Here is a 16470-nt window from a genome sequence, read left to right on the forward strand (position 1 = left end):
TTTCCTGATAGTCAATGCGTATTCTTTTCTTAAAGAGAAAAGATGCAGTTTTCTGTAAGAAGCGCTAGAAGATGTTCATGCTCCTTCATTTAAAGGGGCATGGTTGCTTCTTTTGCCCATTCTTTCTCTTCTTTATTTAAGTGAAGTGCATTTGTTTGATAGACATGCGCATGGTAATCATTGAGCCATTGTCGTTCTTCCTGTGTTAAAAGCTCTGGAAGAATGAGTTTTCGGTCAATGGGACAGTTTGTGAGTGTTTCAAATGAGAGCATTTCTCTCTCTCCGCCATTGATTTTTTGTGCAGGTTTTACAATGAGCAAATTTTCAATACGAATGCCAAAAGAACCTTCGCGATAATACCCAGGTTCATTAGAAACAATCATTCCAGGAAGCAATTCCTGGCATCCTTTGCGTGAAATATTTTGCGGTCCTTCATGGACAGAGAGATAGGAGCCAACTCCATGACCTGTGCCATGGGCGTAATCAAAACCAGTTTTCCATAAGGCAATGCGTGCGAGAACATCAAGATCTTGTCCGCGTGTTCCTTTAGGAAAGCATGCTGTTGAAAGAGCTATCATGCCTTTGAGCACAAGAGTAAAACAACGTTTTTCTTCCTCTCCAATATTTCCAATAGCTACTGTACGTGTGACATCTGTGGTGCCATCACGGTATTGTCCCCCTGAATCTACGAGATAAAGTTCACCAGCATTGAGTTGTTTATTTGTTTCATTTGTTACGCGGTAATGGACAATAGCACCATTTGCTCCTGCTGCGGAGATTGTATCAAAAGAGAGATCTTCCAGTTTTTTTCCCATTTCTTTTGCTGTGTTTATACGGAATTCTTCTAATTTTTGAGCTGCTGAAATTTCATTCACGGTGCCTAGTATTTGTTTGTCTAACCAAGAAAAAAAACGGGTGAGTGCTACCCCATCACACAGATGTGCTTCGCGCGCACCGTCTCGTTCGGTGCTGTTTTTAATGGCACGGGGTAGAGCAGCAGGGTCGGTAAGTGTGATGAAAGATTTTCCATCTTTTTCAAGTACCGTGCGTAATTTCTCGCATGTTAACTGTGGATCTAGAGCAAAAACTGTTCCTTTTTGAAGATAATCTTTGATTTTTGCAATAAACTGTTCTGGTTCATATAATTTTGCATAACGTTCCAGATATTGTTTCTGTTCTTCACCAAGCTTTTTGCTGTCAATAAATAAGGCAGGTTTTTCTTTAATGGGAATGAGAGCAAAACAAAGAACAAAAGGTGTGTTAGAGACATCATTGCCTCGTATATTGAATATCCATGCAATAGAGGAGGGGTCTGTAAAAATAAAAGCATCGGCATGGGCTTTTTTGATATTTTGCTGAATTAAATTTAGCTTTTCATCGCTATCCCATCCTGCATATTTGAGAGGATGAATTGATAAGGGAGATTGTGGGAATGGTGGTTGATTATGCCAGATAAGATCAATAGGATTTTGCTGAACTGCGATTAGTTTTCCACCTGCGGTTATTTCGAATGTTTTTTTCAATGTATCTATAGCTGCAATGGTGTGGAGCCATGGATCAAAGCCAATAGAAAGATTTTTTCCATTTTTTTCAAGCCATTGTGATGGAGGACAAGTTACGAGATCCTCATACTCAAAAATATGCGGATTGGTTTGTTGACGAACTTGGAGTTTATAGCGTCCATCGGTAAAGAGAATGGCTTTATTTTTTAAAATGAGTGCCATTCCTGCTGATCCAGTAAAGCCAGTAAGCCAGCTAAGGCGTTGAGCGTGCGGGGGAACATATTCTCCTTGATGTTCATCGCTACGTGGAACAAGGAAGCCATCTAACCCGAGACGATCAAGTTCTTTACGAAGGGAGGAAATGCGTTCCGCAGCATGCGCGGGATTTGTTGTTGCTTCAAAAGATTGATACATAATAACCGTCCTTTTTATTTAAGATGTATCGTAACCCATCCTTGACGGTGGTATGTTTCAATATGTTTGAGACCTTGCGTTACATAAGCTTCTAGTACTTGGGAATGTTGTTCTTCAAGAATTCCAGAGAGTATGAGTGACCCACCGCTTTGGAGTGCTTCGGCCATTTCTTGTGCAAGTTCAATGAGTGGATTGGCAAGGATATTGGCAATAATGAGATCAAAAGGTGCACGGGATGCAATTTCTTCATGAGCAAAACCTGCTGCAGTAACAGCTGTAATATATTCTTTTACACCATTGAGTTCGATATTATGTTGGGCAACTTTGATCGCAATCTGGTCAATATCAGATGCAAGGACAGGAATCGGTTTGAGCATTGCGATGCCAATGGCTAAAACTCCACTCCCCGTACCAAGATCAAGGGCATTTTGTGGATTTTCCTGTTTCATCACTTTGGCAATCATTTCTAAACAACCGGCTGTTGTTCCATGATGTCCAGTACCAAAAGCTTGATTTGCTTCAATTTCAATAGGAAAAATATTCTGTGGAATGTCATTGCGATTATGGCTTCCATGTACAAAAAACGGACCAGCACGTACAGGTGTTAGCCCTTCAAGGCTTTGTTTAACCCAATCGATATTAGGCAAAATTTCACAGTTAATTTTACGAGGATCCACAGAAAGAATTTGTGCAAAACGCTGTAAAATATGCTCTTGGTTTTCTTTATCTACATAGAGTGAAAGTTCATAAATGGCGTTTTTTTCATCAATCTCTGCAAGAGCAAGGGGGTATCCTTCTTCGTCAAAGGCTGTTTCCATAACAGTATATAGTTGCTCTGCTTCATTTTTAAAAGCATTATAATACAGACGAATTTGTTGCGACATTCTGTTCTTTCTTTAATCGGCTTTTTATTTAGTTGGAGACAAGTTTTTTAAGCCGTTCAATGGCGATATCATCTTTTAGTTCATTATCGCCCTCTTTTTCATAAGGAATGACACCATACAGTTTACCGCCTTTTTTGAGCAAAAAAATCGCGGCTGTATGGTTATAGGTGTAATTCCCATCGGTCCCAGATACTTTTTCAGCAACAATTTTAAAAGAATCTACCATTTTATGAACTTTTTCAGGATCTCCACTGATCCCAACAATTCTATTGTTAAAATTACTGAGATACTCATGGAGTACTTCTGGTGTATCACGTTCAGGATCAACGGTAATGAACCATACTCCTAATTTATCAGCTTCAGAGCCAAGGGCTGTGAGCCAGCGATCAAGATTGAGCAATGTGGTAGGGCAGACTTCAGGGCACATGGTGAAGCCAAAGAAAACAATTGAAGGCTTACTTCGTATATCATCTTGTGTAATCGTATTTCCATTGGAATCAGTGAGGGTAAAGTTATCGCCTAAAGGTTTATTTCTTAACGCATCATAAAGAAAAATACCGGCAAGAAATATAGCTGTTAGCCCTAAGATGCGTATGATATTTTTCATAGTTGGCCTCTCTTCAAAAGACAAAAAAACTGTAGCATTGGTAGGTTTGTTTTGCAATCTTTGTTTCATGGTTGATTTTCTTTGCTTGCTATGTCTTTTGTGTTCTTTTTAAGGAACAATTGGTGGGTGAATGGAGAAAGAGAAAGATCTTCGATTCCATGAGAGTGAGCCTCGTATTCATACGACAGCACGATTGCATAGTTGTAAATTGGGGCGCTATGTGGAAATCAATGAACGGGTGGTTTTGCGTGATGTAACGGTTGGAGATTTTTCTTATTTTGAGCGTAATAGTGAAGCTATTTATAGCGAGATTGGGCGTTTTTGTTCTATTGCATCTCATGTTCGTGTAAATGCGCTAGAGCATCCTCTCGAGCGACTTTCAACGCATAAAATAACATATCGTCCTAATGAATATTTTCGCTATATGCCATTAGATTGCTCTTTTCGTGAAAGGCGCCGTGCAAAGCGTGTTATTATTGGGCATGATGTATGGATTGGACATGGTGCGGTTATTATGCCTGGGATAACAATTGGGCATGGCGCTATCATTGGTGCTAACGCTGTTATAACAAAAGATGTTCTTCCCTATATGATTGTTGCGGGTGTTCCTGGAAAGCTGTTGCGGATGCGCTTTTCAGAAGATGTGATTCAGACACTTTTGGAGATGGCTTGGTGGAACTGGCCCCTTGATAAAATTTACAATGCCTTGCCTGATATGCAAAATCTTACTATTGGGGCTTTTATTGACAAGTGGAAATAATATGCAAAATAACATGGAAAAGCGATTTTTCGTTTGGAAAGGTTATTTGTATGATATTTTCGCTTGGTTTAAGCTTTGCTTACAAAGTTATCGAGAACGCGCTTTTCTCCAGCTTTTTCAAACATAATAGTTAATTTATGATCATCTATTGCTGTGATATGGCCATAACCAAATTTTATATGAAAAATTCGATCACCGATTGCAAAGTTTGATGGTTCTTCAGAGACTGATTGGTCGATGATTTTTCCTTCAATGTTTTTTTGTGTACGCTTTTGTTTTGGTGTAGCATAGTCATTGTTAAAGGAATTGGGGTGTTTAAAGGAAGATCTTCCATAACCACCATAAGATGTTCCCATTTCTATGGCTTCTATATGTTCTACTGGTAATTCATCTAGAAAACGAGAGGGTAGCGCAGGTTGCCAAAATCCATGAATTTTTCGATTGGATACAAACCATATATGTAAATGTCTTTTTGCTCTTGTTAGTCCCACATATGCTAGTCGGCGTTCTTCTTCTAATCCTAAACGGCCGCCTTCATCCAATGAGCGTTGATGAGGAAAGAGGCCTTCTTCCCAACCTGGAAGAAAAACGGTTTCAAACTCAAGTCCTTTAGCGGAATGGAGTGTCATGATGTTGATTGCATCGGTATTTTCATTGTTTTCAGCATCCATAACCAGTGCGACATGTTCTAAAAAGCTTGGAAGGTTTTCAAATTGTTCTATTGAGCGGACCATTTCCTTAAGATTTTCTAGTCGTGTTGCTGCTTCGGGTGAACGATCTTCTAGCCACATAGCTGTGTAGCCTGAATCATCAAGAATTGTTTCGGCAAGTTCTCTATGGGGTGTGCATTGCAGCATATTTTGCCAACGGCGGAAGTCTTCAACAACGTTTCGCAAAGTACTGCGTGCCTTGGGCTTTAGCTCATCCGTTTCAATGATTGCGGCTGCAGCAGAAAAGAGAGGAATGGCGCGTGCACGAGCGCTTTCATAAAGAGTGCGTAGGGTTGCATCTCCTAAGCCGCGTTTAGGTGTGTTGATAATACGCTCAAAGGCTAAATCATCTGCTGGTTGAACAACAACGCGCAAATAAGCCATGGCATCGCGTATTTCCATTCGTTCATAAAAGCGTGGACCACCAATAACGCGGTAGTTAAGACCAAGGCTTACAAAGCGATCTTCAAACTCACGCATCTGGAATGACGCACGCACCAATATAGCCATATGATTTAGCGAATGACCAGCTTGTTGTGCGCGTTCAATTTCTTCTCCAATTGCACGTGCTTCTTCTGCTGAATCCCAAGCTGCATGGACTTTTACTTTTTCTTCTTTGCTCTTTGTTTGATGAGAAAAAAGTGTCTTGCCAAGTCTTCCTTGGTTATGAGAAATAAGATGAGAAGCTGTTTTAAGAATGTGTGATGTGGAGCGATAATTGCGTTCTAAACGAATAATTTTTGCAGGAGGAAAATCTTTTTCAAAACGCAATATATTGTCAACTTTAGCACCTCGCCATCCATAAATGGATTGATCATCATCACCAACGCAACAAAGGTTAACATGTCGCCCTTTAGATTGTTGTGCTAAAAGGCGGAGCCAAAGATATTGCGCTGTATTGGTATCTTGATATTCATCTACAAGAATGTAGCGAAACTGGGAATGATATTGGCGAAGGATATCTGGATTATGTTGAAAGAGAGAGATAGAATGAAGTAAAAGATCACCAAAATCACAGGCATTAAGACTTTTTAATCTTTCCTGATAGCTACGATAAAGTTCGCGTCCCATACCGTTACCAAAGGAATAGGTATCGCTTTCTGATATGTGTTCTGGTGCAAGACCTTGGTTTTTCCAAGAATCAATCATTATGGCAAGGTTTCTAGCAGGCCAACGCTTATCATCCAATTCTGCAGCTTGAATAAGCTGTTTTAAAAGTCTGGTAACATCATCACTATCAAGAATTGTAAAATTGCTTTTTAAATTAACAAGTTCTGCGTGGCGGCGTAAAATTTTTGCACCGGTGGCATGAAAAGTTCCAAGCCAAGGCATACCTTCAACAATTTCACCAATAAGTTCACCAATACGCATTTTCATTTCACGTGCTGCTTTGTTGGTGAAAGTTACAGCAAGTATTTGTTGAGGAGAGGCAAGTCCCGAGCGCAAAATGTGGGAAATACGTGTTGTCAAAACGCGCGTTTTTCCAGTACCGGCACCTGCAAGAACTAATAGAGGTCCTTCTGTATTTATAACAGCTTGACGTTGTTCGGGATTGAGTTGTTCTAAATAACCGTTATTGCACTGTGTTTGTTCTTTTGTTGTTACCGTGTGCGTAGCGGCTTTAGCGCTCTGTTCATGAGGGGAGATGGTATCTTCTTCAAAGAATGGTATATGGTCAGAAAAATTATTCATTATATCTTTTGTGTAGTCTTTTTTTTGTTTAAGTGCTAGATTTAAAAAACTTTTTTTCAAAAAAACACCACATCTTCTGTTAAATAAGAAAACAAAAATTGTAAAAAATAACAACGAATATTAAATGCTTTGGGTGAGAACACTCTGGAGGGCATAGACGCGTAATGAAGCTGAAAGATTTATCTGTTGTGGTCTTTTTCTATCAATATCCGTGATAATAAAGGCTAAAGATTGTCTTCTTTTACGCGCTATGGCTTTAAGAATATCAAGAAATGGTTGTTCTAAAGATATGCTTGTTGCGTGTCCATCAATCCGAACGGATATTTTTTTCGTTACCACTTTTGACCAATCAATAGAATCATTTTCGTGCATTTTTCTACTCTTATTCGTCGTGGTGTAAACGATTTTGATCAAGAAATTTTTGTGCCTTTAAAGCTTCTTTTTGCTCGAATTTTTTTTCAGCCTTGGTTCGTCCAAAACGATAGCGATTTTCTTCTGCATGAAGTGCTTCATCTGCACGCTTTTTTCGCTTGCGAAATTGGCGAAGGTTAATTGGTTCTGTCATAAGCAAATTTATTTATTTTTTCCGAAAAGAATCTAATGAAACAACATCAGCGCTTTGTTTTGTATCATTATTTGAAGGCTCCTTATTTGTGCTGAGCTTTTGTTCTTTTGGAAGCGTATTTTCTTTTTTTTGTTTATCCGATAAAACGATAGGTGTGGGTGAGCTCTTTTCCGAAATTTCACTCTCCTCAGAGGTCAGATTGGAGGGCAGATCAAATGCTGCTTCGAATGAAGCGACGGGGTCATAAAACACTTGGATAGAAGAAAAAGGAATCACCAATTTTTCGCTAATTTCTCTAAAAGAGAGTGTCACTTCAAAAGCGGTCTCCGAAACACTTAAATCTCTAAACTGATGTTGTAAGACAATTGTCATTTGTTCTGGATAACGACTTTTAAGCCGAGGAGAAATTTTTACGCCTGGAGTATCTGTTAAAAAAGTAATAAAAAAATGATGATTTCCTGGAAGCCCTGCTTTAGCAACTTCCGATAAAACTTTACGGATAACCCCACGAAGCGCATCCTGAACGAGAATATCGTAGCGGATTTGATCTTGAACCATCGAAGCTTATTCCTTTTATTTCACGTAGCAGATGAGCATATGCAATATTGTGCAATAGAATGTATTTTTAAGCTAGCAATATTTTATCGACTATGCACTTAAATTAACTGAAAAAAGAATATGATATTTTACGACAAATCATATCTGAGAGATCAGCCAATAACATTTATAGGAGTGAAGGCTTCTGTTGCCAGGTGCCTTCGGACCCCGCTTAAACCTGCGACGGTTTAAGACTTAATTTGAAGCATTCACACCACCTTAGGCAGCGAGACGTACTTCCGCATAGTTGTCATTTGCAACTACTCATTTAGTCCGATAACGGTGGTACTATGCCGAGTAAAAGAGCAATCTTTACACTCTTGTCGATCCTATTTCGCCCCCACCAAAATATAATTTCCTTCTTATATTTTGGTGGAGGCGCCGGGTACCGCCCCCGGGTCCAATAAGTTTATTTCATTGTCCATTTATTACCATAGCTAGCAAGCCAGCTCTTTAAATATAGATGAAGAATGGTCTTTGTAAAAGGGGGGGTTGTTAATATTTTAAATCCTCTAATTATTTACAAGGTTATTATACAAGGTTATTATAAGCGCGGCTGTAAAGTATAGCCGCTCATTCTTGGAGAGGAGATGGCGAACAATGACAAATGATCTAGCAGATATTAAACTATATGATCCAAATCCCGATGAATCTGCCGTAGAACGACTTGGCCGTCGTTTAGCTTTGGTCATGCAAAAGCAGGATGCATCGCTTGTTGCTACATCAGATCCAAAAGAATTAGAGCGCGTTGAAAAATGGGCTCAAGATGTGTTAGGTGCTGATGCGCAAAGTGTTAAAGCCGCTGTTTCGAAAGTTGCAGAGATGATGTCTGGAGATCGCAGAAAAAGTCGTATGACTTTTTATTATTTACTCGCTAAGCAACTAAATGCGCTTCATAAAATTTAAAGAATATTAAATAAGAATTTTTATGTGAATAATAAAAAAAGCCCAAGAAATTGGGCTTTTTTATTTCATACAAGGCGTTAATGAGCCTCATCCTTTTCGAGGTATCCTCCTTTGCTCATGCTTGGGACAAAGAGCAGTGCAATGAAGGCAACGATCATGACACCGGTTATATAGAAATAAAACAGTGTTTCATGTCCCATATCTTTTAAACCAAGTGCGACATATTCAGCAGAGCCACCAAATAATGCATTCCCAATAGCGTGAGAGAGACTTACACCTAATGCTCGTACTGAAGTAGGGAACATCGCTGATTTTACGACACCAGAGATGGATGTATACATACTCATAATACAAAGCATTCCAATAATGACGAATAAGGCAACCCATGCACTATGCGTGTTGCCGATTATACTCAGCCCAGGAAACGTAGTGAGTGCTGAGAGTATACTCCAAATGATGAGTAAAGTTTTTGTGCCAATTTTATCAGCTAATATACCTGCTAGGGGTTGAAATAGAACAAAAACAAACAGGGCGGCAGTCATTATCGTTGTGGCAGTATGTTTATCAAATCCGGTTGTTGTGACGAGATATTTTTGCATATAAGTGGTGCAGGTGTAAAAGGTGAGGGATCCTCCTGATGCAAAGAGAGCAATGACTACAAAAGCTTTACTGTGTTTGGTAAAAAGCTCTCTAAGACTACCAGTATGTTTTTTAGAGCGACTTTCTTTGGTGGTTGTTTCATGAAGCGAACGACGCAGATAAATGGCAACCAGTGCTCCACATCCACCGATAGCAAAAGGAATACGCCAGCCCCATGATTTTAACTGATCTTCGTTAAGGTAAAGTGCTAAAATAAAGATAATAAAACTCGCGAGAAGCTGTCCCGTAATCAGTGTGCCTGATTGGAAAGAAGCAAAGAAGCCCCGATGTTTTTTTAGAGAAACTTCGCTCATATAAGTTGCTGCCGTGCCATATTCACCTCCCGCTGAAAGTCCTTGCATCATTCGGATTAAAAGCAGAAGGATTGCTGCTGTTATGCCAATGGTTTCGTAGGTAGGGAGTATGGCGATGAGGAAAGAACCACCACACATCATAAAAATAGATATCAGCATTGAGTTTTTGCGTCCATAACGGTCAGCAATGAAGCCAAACATCCATGCCCCGATCGGGCGCATGAGAAAACCAATAAAAAAGACTCCTGCACTTTTTAACAGTTGTGTAACAACATCACCATCTGAGGGAAAAAATTGTGATGCGAAATAAATTGACGTAAATGAGTAAACGTAAAAATCATACCATTCTACGAGGTTGCCTGATGCACTAGCTATGATAGCAAAAATACGTTTTTTCCTATCATGAGATGCGAAAATTGTCTCATTTTCCATGAAATGTTCCCCTTCTAGATATATAGTTTATTTTTTTAGTTAAGTTCGTTTTACGATTTGTATCATCAAAATGCAATTGTATCATACTAATTTTAATGAAAGCTGCTTGAGAGGGTATATCTTGGTTATGATGATACCTTTTGAGAACTTTATTTTGTCGTAGGATAAAGTGCATCATATCGAACCTAAAGAGGGGAGGGCGTTGAAAAAGAAGTTCAAGCTGGATGAAATGTTGGTAAAAAGGGTGATTAAAGAGCTGTTTAAAAAATTGACGATATGAGGCTTGGAAAGTGCAGAAAAGTTATGTAACTTTTTATTATTTCATCACTTAACAATTAAAGATATTTGATAAAATATGAACAAGTTTTTTAGAGATTTATTCGTCACCTTATAGATGAGAACAATATTTTTTTCTGTAAGGTAGACTACAAGAAGTAAATTATTTTATATTTTTGCTTCTTTTCTTCATTTTTTATAGTATTCATTTAAAAAAGCCCAAGTTTTTGGGCTTTTTTTTATGGTGTGTAAAAAATTAATGGATTTCATCATCTTTAAGGTATCCTCCTTTATCTATATCTGGCATCAAGAGAATTGAGATAAGTGCAATGAGCATCATAGCGATGATGTAAAAAGGGAAGACAGTTTCATATCCCATATTTTTTAACCCAAGTGCTACATATTCAGCAGAGCCACCAAACAGTGCATTACCAATGGCAAAAGCAAGTCCAACTCCTATTGCTCGGATTGAAGCAGGGAAAAGTTCTGCTTTTATGATACCAGCAATGGAGGTGTAGAGACTCATAATACACAGCATTCCGATAATGATTAAGAGCGCAGCCCATGCATTATGGGCATTTTCAATCATTTTAAGTACAGGAATTGTGCAGATAATGGATAAGGCACTCCAACTAATAAGCAAAGTCCTTGTACCAATTTTATCAGCTAGAAAACCAACGAGAGGCTGGAGTAACACAAAAACAAAGAGTGCTGCCGTCATTATTGTTGTTGCAGTGTGTTTATCAAAGCCGGTGGTGGTAATCAGATATTTCTGCATATAAGTGGTGTATGTGTAAAATGTGAGCGATCCTCCCGCTGTAAAGCCAATAACCAAAAAGAAAGCTTTTGTGTGGTTGCGTAAAAGCTCTTTAATACTACCAGCATGTTTATGAGAGCGACTTTCTTTTGTGGTTGTTTCATGAAGCGAACTACGCAGATACATTGCAACCATTGCTCCAAAGCCTCCAATGACAAAAGGAATACGCCAGCCCCATGCTTTTAACTGATCTTCAGTGAAGTAAAGGGCTAGAATAAATATAATAAAACTCGCAAGAAGCTGCCCAGTAATGAGAGTAGCGTATTGGAAAGACGCAAAGAGTCCACGGTGATTTTTAAGGGCAACTTCACTCATATAAGTTGCCGTTGTACCATATTCACCACCAACGGAAAGTCCTTGAAACATACGGATTAAAAGCAGAAGGTATGCGGCTGTTATTCCCAAGGTTTCGTAAGTGGGAAGTATCGCAATGAGGAATGAGCCACCACACATCATAAAAACAGAAATAAGCATTGAGCGTTTGCGTCCATAACGGTCAGCAATGAAACCAAATAGCCATGCTCCAATCGGGCGCATAAGAAAGCCTATAAAAAAGATTGCTGCAGTTTTTAACAATTGTGTAACGGCATCATCATCTGCAGGAAAGAATTGCGAAGCAAAATAAATCGATGTAAAAGAATAAACATAGAAATCATACCATTCTACAAGATTACCAGATGCACTAGATATGATCGCAAAGATACGTTTTCTCGTATCATGCGGTGCTGGAGTTGTGTTGCTTTTCATGAAGTGTTCCCTTTATTAAATCTATCGTTTATTTTTTAGTTAAGGTTGCTAATAATTTGTACCATCAAAATTCAATGACATAATAGTTATTTTTTATAAAAGCTGTTTAAAATAGTCTCTTGGACTTGTAGATTTGTGACATGCAGAGGGTAGAGTTGTAGTAAAATATGTGTTTATTTTACACATATATTGCGATAATCCGCAATCTGTACCGTTTACGATGAAAAATACTGTTGCTGCTCATTTTTTTAAGCTTGCATTGTTGCAAAAAAGAGGACGAGTGCGTTTTCACGGGGAGAAGTCATTTTTAATAAAATTTTATCATTATTGATTAAAAGAGTGAATGTTTGTGAGATTTAGGGAAGTGTTTTTTGCATTTTGAATGCAATGTATTTAGTAGAAAAAAGACCTGTTTATGTATGATAAGGGGAAGATCAGAATGATTATCAATACTTTATTTTTATATTACGAATATAACAAAAAAGCCCAAAATATTGGGCTTTTTTAAACGTAAAAGTTTAATGAATATCATCTCCTTGAAGATATCCTGTTTTTCTGGCATCGGGCATCAAGATAACTGCGATAAATGCAATGACCATCATGCCGGTTATATAAAAATAGAAGATAGATTCATAGCCAATATCTTTTAAGCCGAGCGCTACAGCTTCAGCAGAGCCTCCAAACAGTGCATTAGCAATAGCATAAGAGAGCCCAACTCCCATGGCGCGTACTGAAGCGGGGAACATTTCCGCTTTGACGATACCAGAAATAGACGTATAAAAGCTCATAATGCATAGCATTCCGATAATGATTAAAAGAGCAATCCATGTATCGTTGGTATCAGCAATCATTTTAAGTCCAGGAATCGTGAAGATAATAGATAAAGCACTCCACATGAGGAGTGAAATTTTTGTGCCTATTTTATCCGCTAAAAAGCCAAATGCAGGTTGAAGTAACATAAAAACGAAGAGTGCAGCAGTCATTATAGTTGTTGCTGTATGTTTATCAAATCCAGTAGTTGTGATCAGATATTTTTGCATATAAGTGGTGTATGTATAAAATGTCAGTGATCCTCCTGCTGTAAAGCCGATAACGAGAAAAAAAGCTTTTCTATGATTGCGTAAAAGCTCTGTAAGGCTACCAGCATTTTTTTGAGAGCGACTTTCTTCTGTGGTTGTTTCATGAAGTGAACGACGAAGATAAATGGCAACAATCGCTCCTAATCCACCAATTGCAAAAGGAATACGCCAGCCCCATGCTTTTAGTTGGTCTTCTGAGAGATAAAGGGCCAGAACAAATATAACAAGGCTGGCTAAAAGTTGGCCACCAATAAGGGTGGTATATTGGAAAGAACTAAAGAATCCACGATGATTTTTTAAGGCAACTTCACTCATATAAGTTGCTGTTGTACCATATTCACCGCCAACCGAGAGTCCTTGAAGCATTCGAAGCAAAAGTAAAAGAACTGCTGCGGTCATTCCAATGGTTTCATAAGTAGGAAGTACGGCGATTAAGAACGAACCACCGCACATCATAAAAACAGAAATAAGCATTGAGCGCTTACGTCCATAACGGTCAGCAATAAATCCAAAAAGCCAACCGCCAATTGGGCGCATAAGAAAACCAATGGCAAATACACCTGCGGCTTTTAAAAGTTGTGCAACAACATTGCCATCTGAGGGAAAGAATTGTGATGCAAAGTAAATCGATGTAAAAGAATAAACATAAAAATCATACCATTCAACTAGATTACCTGATGCACTGGATACGATAGCAAAGATACGTCTTCTCGTATCATGCGGTGCTAGAGTTGTTTCATTCTCCATAAGTCTATCCCTTTAATTTGTGTCCATGTGTGTTGATTACCCCTGTATTTATTCCCCAAAGAATTGTCTATAGTATTTTGTCTTTTGCGTCAAAAGTTTAATCTGATCATGGTAATTTCTTGTGCAAGATGTTGGAGAAGAGAAATTTAAATTGTATTTTTATAAATTTTACAGTTTCTATTTTCTATAATTAAGAGAATCGTCCATAATATCTATATGAAAACCTACCTTGATCTTTTATCTCATGTTTTAAATCATGGCATTGATCGTACTGATCGAACTGGTGTTGGAACGCGATCGGTTTTTGGCTATCAGATGCGGTTTGATTTACAGGCTGGATTCCCATTGTTAACAACGAAAAAGCTGCATTTGCGTTCAATTATTTATGAACTTTTATGGTTTCTCAAAGGTGATACAAATATCGCGTGGTTGAAGAAACATGGTGTATCGATTTGGGATGAATGGGCTGATGAGAAAGGGAATCTTGGTCCTATTTATGGTTATCAATGGCGTTCTTGGCCTGCTCCTGATGGAAGACATATCGATCAAATAAGGAATCTTTTGACTATGATTAAAAGAACCCCTGATTCTCGTCGTTTAATTGTATCGGCGTGGAACCCAGCATTGATAGAAGAGATGGCTCTTCCGCCATGTCATTGTCTTTTTCAATTTTACGTCGCTGATGGCAAATTATCTTGTCAACTTTATCAACGTTCAGCGGATATTTTTTTAGGTGTTCCATTCAATATTGCTTCTTATGCGTTGTTAACAATGATGGTTGCGCAAGTCAGTGGGCTTAAAGTAGGTGATTTTATTCATACCCTTGGTGATGCGCATCTTTATTCTAATCATTTCGAACAGGCAAAATATCAGTTGTCTCGTAACCCAAATGCTTTGCCGTTTATGCGTATAAATTCAGAGGTAACAGATCTTTTTTCTTTTCAATTTGAGGATTTTGAATTGCTTAATTATGAAGCACAACCACATATTAAAGCTCCGGTGGCAGTATGACTCTTCCCATTTGTCTCATTGCAGCTGTTGCAGAAAATGGTGTGATCGGTCGTGAAGGGGCTATGCCTTGGAAGCTGTCGACAGATTTACAACGCTTTAAGGCTTTGACTTTCGGTAAACCCATTATTATGGGACGAAAAACTTGGGATTCTCTAGGGCGTCCTTTGCCAGGGCGGACAAATATCGTTATTACGCGCAATGGCACATGGAGAGCTGAAGGCGCTGTTATTGTTCATTCTTTGTCTCAAGCTTGTTCTGTTGCAAAAAGGATTGCATCGCAAAATGATGCAGATGCAATTTTTATTATTGGTGGCGGTGAAATTTTTCAACAAGGGTTGCATATTGCCGATAAAATATTTCTTACAGAAGTTCTAGCCTCCATTAAAGGTGATAGTTTTTTTCCTGTTTTCGATAAAGAAAAGTGGACTCTTGTGCAAACACAATATATTCCAGAAGGAGATAAAGACAGTCATCCGACACGGTTTGTAGTTTATGAGCGGAAATAACTGTTTATAATGAAGTGGAAAGAGCATATCTGTTACATTGTAATCAGATAAGAAGAGCTCTATAAGATCAAGTGAATGGTTGGTATTTGATGAATGGTAGTCAGTTAAAGAGGTGATGATGCCCTGGACAAATCAAAATGGTGGCGGCCCGTGGAGCAGCGATAAAAATAAACTCGGTGGTGACAAAAAAACATCTGCTAAGAACATTTTTGGTTCTGGTGGCGGTAGCGGTGGGAGCAATGGTTCCAATCTTGATGATCTTTTGCGTAAAGGGCAAGACCAATTTCAACAGGTTGGAAGAGGTGGGCTATTTGTCTTATTGCTTCTTCTTGCTGTGTTTTTTTGTTTATATCAGTCTCTTTATATTGTTCAGCAAAATGAACAAGCGGTGGAGTTGCGTTTTGGTGTACCTAAGGCAGAAATTATCGGTGATGGTTTGCATTTTCATTTTTGGCCAATTGAGACTTATATGAAAGTGCCTTTGACGGAAAAAACAATTGCAATTGGTGGTCAATCTGGTCAGGCACAACAAAGTGAAGGTTTGATGCTTTCGAGTGATCAGAATATTGTTAATGTCAATTTCTCTGTTTACTATCGGATTTCACGTCCGGGGCAATTTCTCTTCAATGTGAATGATCAAGAAGGAACAGTTCGTCAAGTTGCTGAGAGTGCAATGCGTGAGGTTATTGGCTCAAGACCTGTTGATGATGTTTTACGAGATAAAAAAGAAGAAGTTGCCAATGACGTGAGAAAAATTATCCAATTGACTGTAGATAAGTATCAACTTGGTGTTGAAATAAGTCGTGTGTCAATCAGTGAAGCTGCTCCTCCTACAAAGGTTGCAGCGGCGTTTAATTCTGTCCAGCAGGCAGAGCAGGAACGTGGGCGAATGATTGAGGAAGGAAATCGTGTGCGTTTTACTAAAATTGGTTTAGCAAATGGTGAGGCTTCACGCACACGGGAAATTGCAAAGGGTGAAAAGGCACAAATGGTTGAAGAAGCAAGAGGGCGTGCTGAGCGTTTTCAGGCTATAGCACGTGAGGCGGCAATTTCACCAGAGGCTACGCGTTATCGTCTTTATATGGAAACGATGGGGCGTATTCTTTCTTCACCTCATAAGTTGATTCTTGATCAAATGAATTCTCCAGCGGTGCCTTATCTTCCTCTGAATGAATTGCTACGCAGCAATTCATCAGAAAACGCGAAAAAAACATCAGCGCGTTCGGCATCGTTTTTGGATTCTCGCATTTCTGGAGGACGCTAAT

General features: G+C 38.8%; 15 protein-coding genes and 1 other RNA gene. 5 read left to right on the top strand and 11 right to left on the bottom strand.

The genetic code is table 11. The features are described 5' to 3' along the window. Positions 1 to 89 precede the first annotated feature (89 nt). The 3 genes from PVV68_RS01230 to PVV68_RS01240 are packed head-to-tail and all read right to left on the bottom strand — an operon-like array spanning position 90 to position 3407. Entirely contained in the window at positions 90 to 1916 is a 1827-nt protein-coding gene (locus PVV68_RS01230; RefSeq protein WP_273719890.1) for an aminopeptidase P family protein, read from the bottom strand. A gap of 14 nt (positions 1917 to 1930) precedes the next feature. Then, positions 1931 to 2800, bottom strand: coding sequence for a 50S ribosomal protein L11 methyltransferase (locus tag PVV68_RS01235; protein ID WP_273719892.1), 870 nt, complete (start codon positions 2798 to 2800; stop codon positions 1931 to 1933). A 28-nt stretch (positions 2801 to 2828) separates the two neighbouring features. Beyond that, a complete protein-coding gene (locus tag PVV68_RS01240; protein ID WP_273719894.1) occupies positions 2829 to 3407 on the bottom strand; it encodes an SCO family protein in 579 nt (192 codons plus the stop codon). A 130-nt stretch (positions 3408 to 3537) separates the two neighbouring features. On the opposite strand from PVV68_RS01240, the gene PVV68_RS01245 reads away from it, so the two are divergent. After that, positions 3538 to 4167 (top strand): DapH/DapD/GlmU-related protein, encoded by a 630-nt coding sequence (locus tag PVV68_RS01245; RefSeq protein WP_273719896.1) that lies wholly within the window; start codon positions 3538 to 3540, stop codon positions 4165 to 4167. Between the two features lie 68 nt (positions 4168 to 4235). Here PVV68_RS01245 and PVV68_RS01250 read toward each other — a convergent pair whose 3' ends face one another. From PVV68_RS01250 to ssrA, 5 genes are all read right to left on the bottom strand, one after another. Then, complete coding sequence (locus tag PVV68_RS01250) at positions 4236 to 6569, bottom strand: ATP-dependent helicase (protein WP_273719943.1); 2334 nt, start codon at positions 6567 to 6569, stop codon at positions 4236 to 4238. A gap of 120 nt (positions 6570 to 6689) precedes the next feature. After that, positions 6690 to 6941 (bottom strand): ribbon-helix-helix domain-containing protein, encoded by a 252-nt coding sequence (locus tag PVV68_RS01255; RefSeq protein ID WP_273719898.1) that lies wholly within the window; start codon positions 6939 to 6941, stop codon positions 6690 to 6692. 10 nt (positions 6942 to 6951) lie between these two features. After that, complete coding sequence (locus tag PVV68_RS01260; protein ID WP_273719900.1) at positions 6952 to 7134, bottom strand: DUF4169 family protein; 183 nt, start codon at positions 7132 to 7134, stop codon at positions 6952 to 6954. Between the two features lie 12 nt (positions 7135 to 7146). Next, positions 7147 to 7692: an SspB family protein gene (locus PVV68_RS01265; RefSeq protein ID WP_273719902.1), complete on the bottom strand. Its 546-nt coding sequence runs from the start codon at positions 7690 to 7692 to the stop codon at positions 7147 to 7149. A gap of 173 nt (positions 7693 to 7865) precedes the next feature. Next, positions 7866 to 8220: a transfer-messenger RNA gene (gene ssrA, locus PVV68_RS01270) on the bottom strand. Positions 8221 to 8331: 111 nt separating this feature from the next. Between ssrA and PVV68_RS01275 the strand changes: the two genes are divergently transcribed. Next, on the top strand, positions 8332 to 8637 hold the full coding sequence (locus PVV68_RS01275) for a DUF2853 family protein (protein WP_273719904.1): 306 nt from the start codon (positions 8332 to 8334) through the stop codon (positions 8635 to 8637). Positions 8638 to 8714: 77 nt separating this feature from the next. Here PVV68_RS01275 and PVV68_RS01280 read toward each other — a convergent pair whose 3' ends face one another. From PVV68_RS01280 to PVV68_RS01290, 3 genes are all read right to left on the bottom strand, one after another. Continuing rightward, positions 8715 to 10022 (bottom strand): MFS family transporter, encoded by a 1308-nt coding sequence (locus tag PVV68_RS01280; protein ID WP_273719906.1) that lies wholly within the window; start codon positions 10020 to 10022, stop codon positions 8715 to 8717. Positions 10023 to 10554: 532 nt separating this feature from the next. Next, positions 10555 to 11862, bottom strand: a complete 1308-nt coding sequence (locus tag PVV68_RS01285) for an MFS family transporter (protein WP_273719908.1) — start codon at positions 11860 to 11862, stop codon at positions 10555 to 10557. Between the two features lie 518 nt (positions 11863 to 12380). Beyond that, positions 12381 to 13688 carry an MFS family transporter gene (locus PVV68_RS01290; protein WP_273719910.1) on the bottom strand — a complete coding sequence of 436 codons (1308 nt, stop codon included), beginning with the start codon at positions 13686 to 13688 and terminating at the stop codon, positions 12381 to 12383. A 216-nt stretch (positions 13689 to 13904) separates the two neighbouring features. Here PVV68_RS01290 and PVV68_RS01295 point away from each other — a divergent pair, with 216 nt between their 5' ends. From PVV68_RS01295 to hflK, 3 genes are all read left to right on the top strand, one after another. Then, on the top strand, positions 13905 to 14699 hold the full coding sequence (locus PVV68_RS01295) for a thymidylate synthase (RefSeq protein WP_273719912.1): 795 nt from the start codon (positions 13905 to 13907) through the stop codon (positions 14697 to 14699). Next, on the top strand, positions 14696 to 15205 hold the full coding sequence (locus tag PVV68_RS01300) for a dihydrofolate reductase (RefSeq protein ID WP_273719914.1): 510 nt from the start codon (positions 14696 to 14698) through the stop codon (positions 15203 to 15205). The genes PVV68_RS01295 and PVV68_RS01300 overlap by 4 nt, the downstream gene beginning before the upstream one ends. Before the next feature lie 118 nt (positions 15206 to 15323). Continuing rightward, positions 15324 to 16469 carry an FtsH protease activity modulator HflK gene (gene hflK / locus PVV68_RS01305; RefSeq protein WP_273719945.1) on the top strand — a complete coding sequence of 382 codons (1146 nt, stop codon included), beginning with the start codon at positions 15324 to 15326 and terminating at the stop codon, positions 16467 to 16469. Position 16470 lies beyond the last annotated feature (1 nt).

It is taken from the genome of Bartonella sp. ML69XJBT, from assembly GCF_028618515.1.
Taxonomy (GTDB): Bacteria; Pseudomonadota; Alphaproteobacteria; order Rhizobiales; family Rhizobiaceae; genus Bartonella.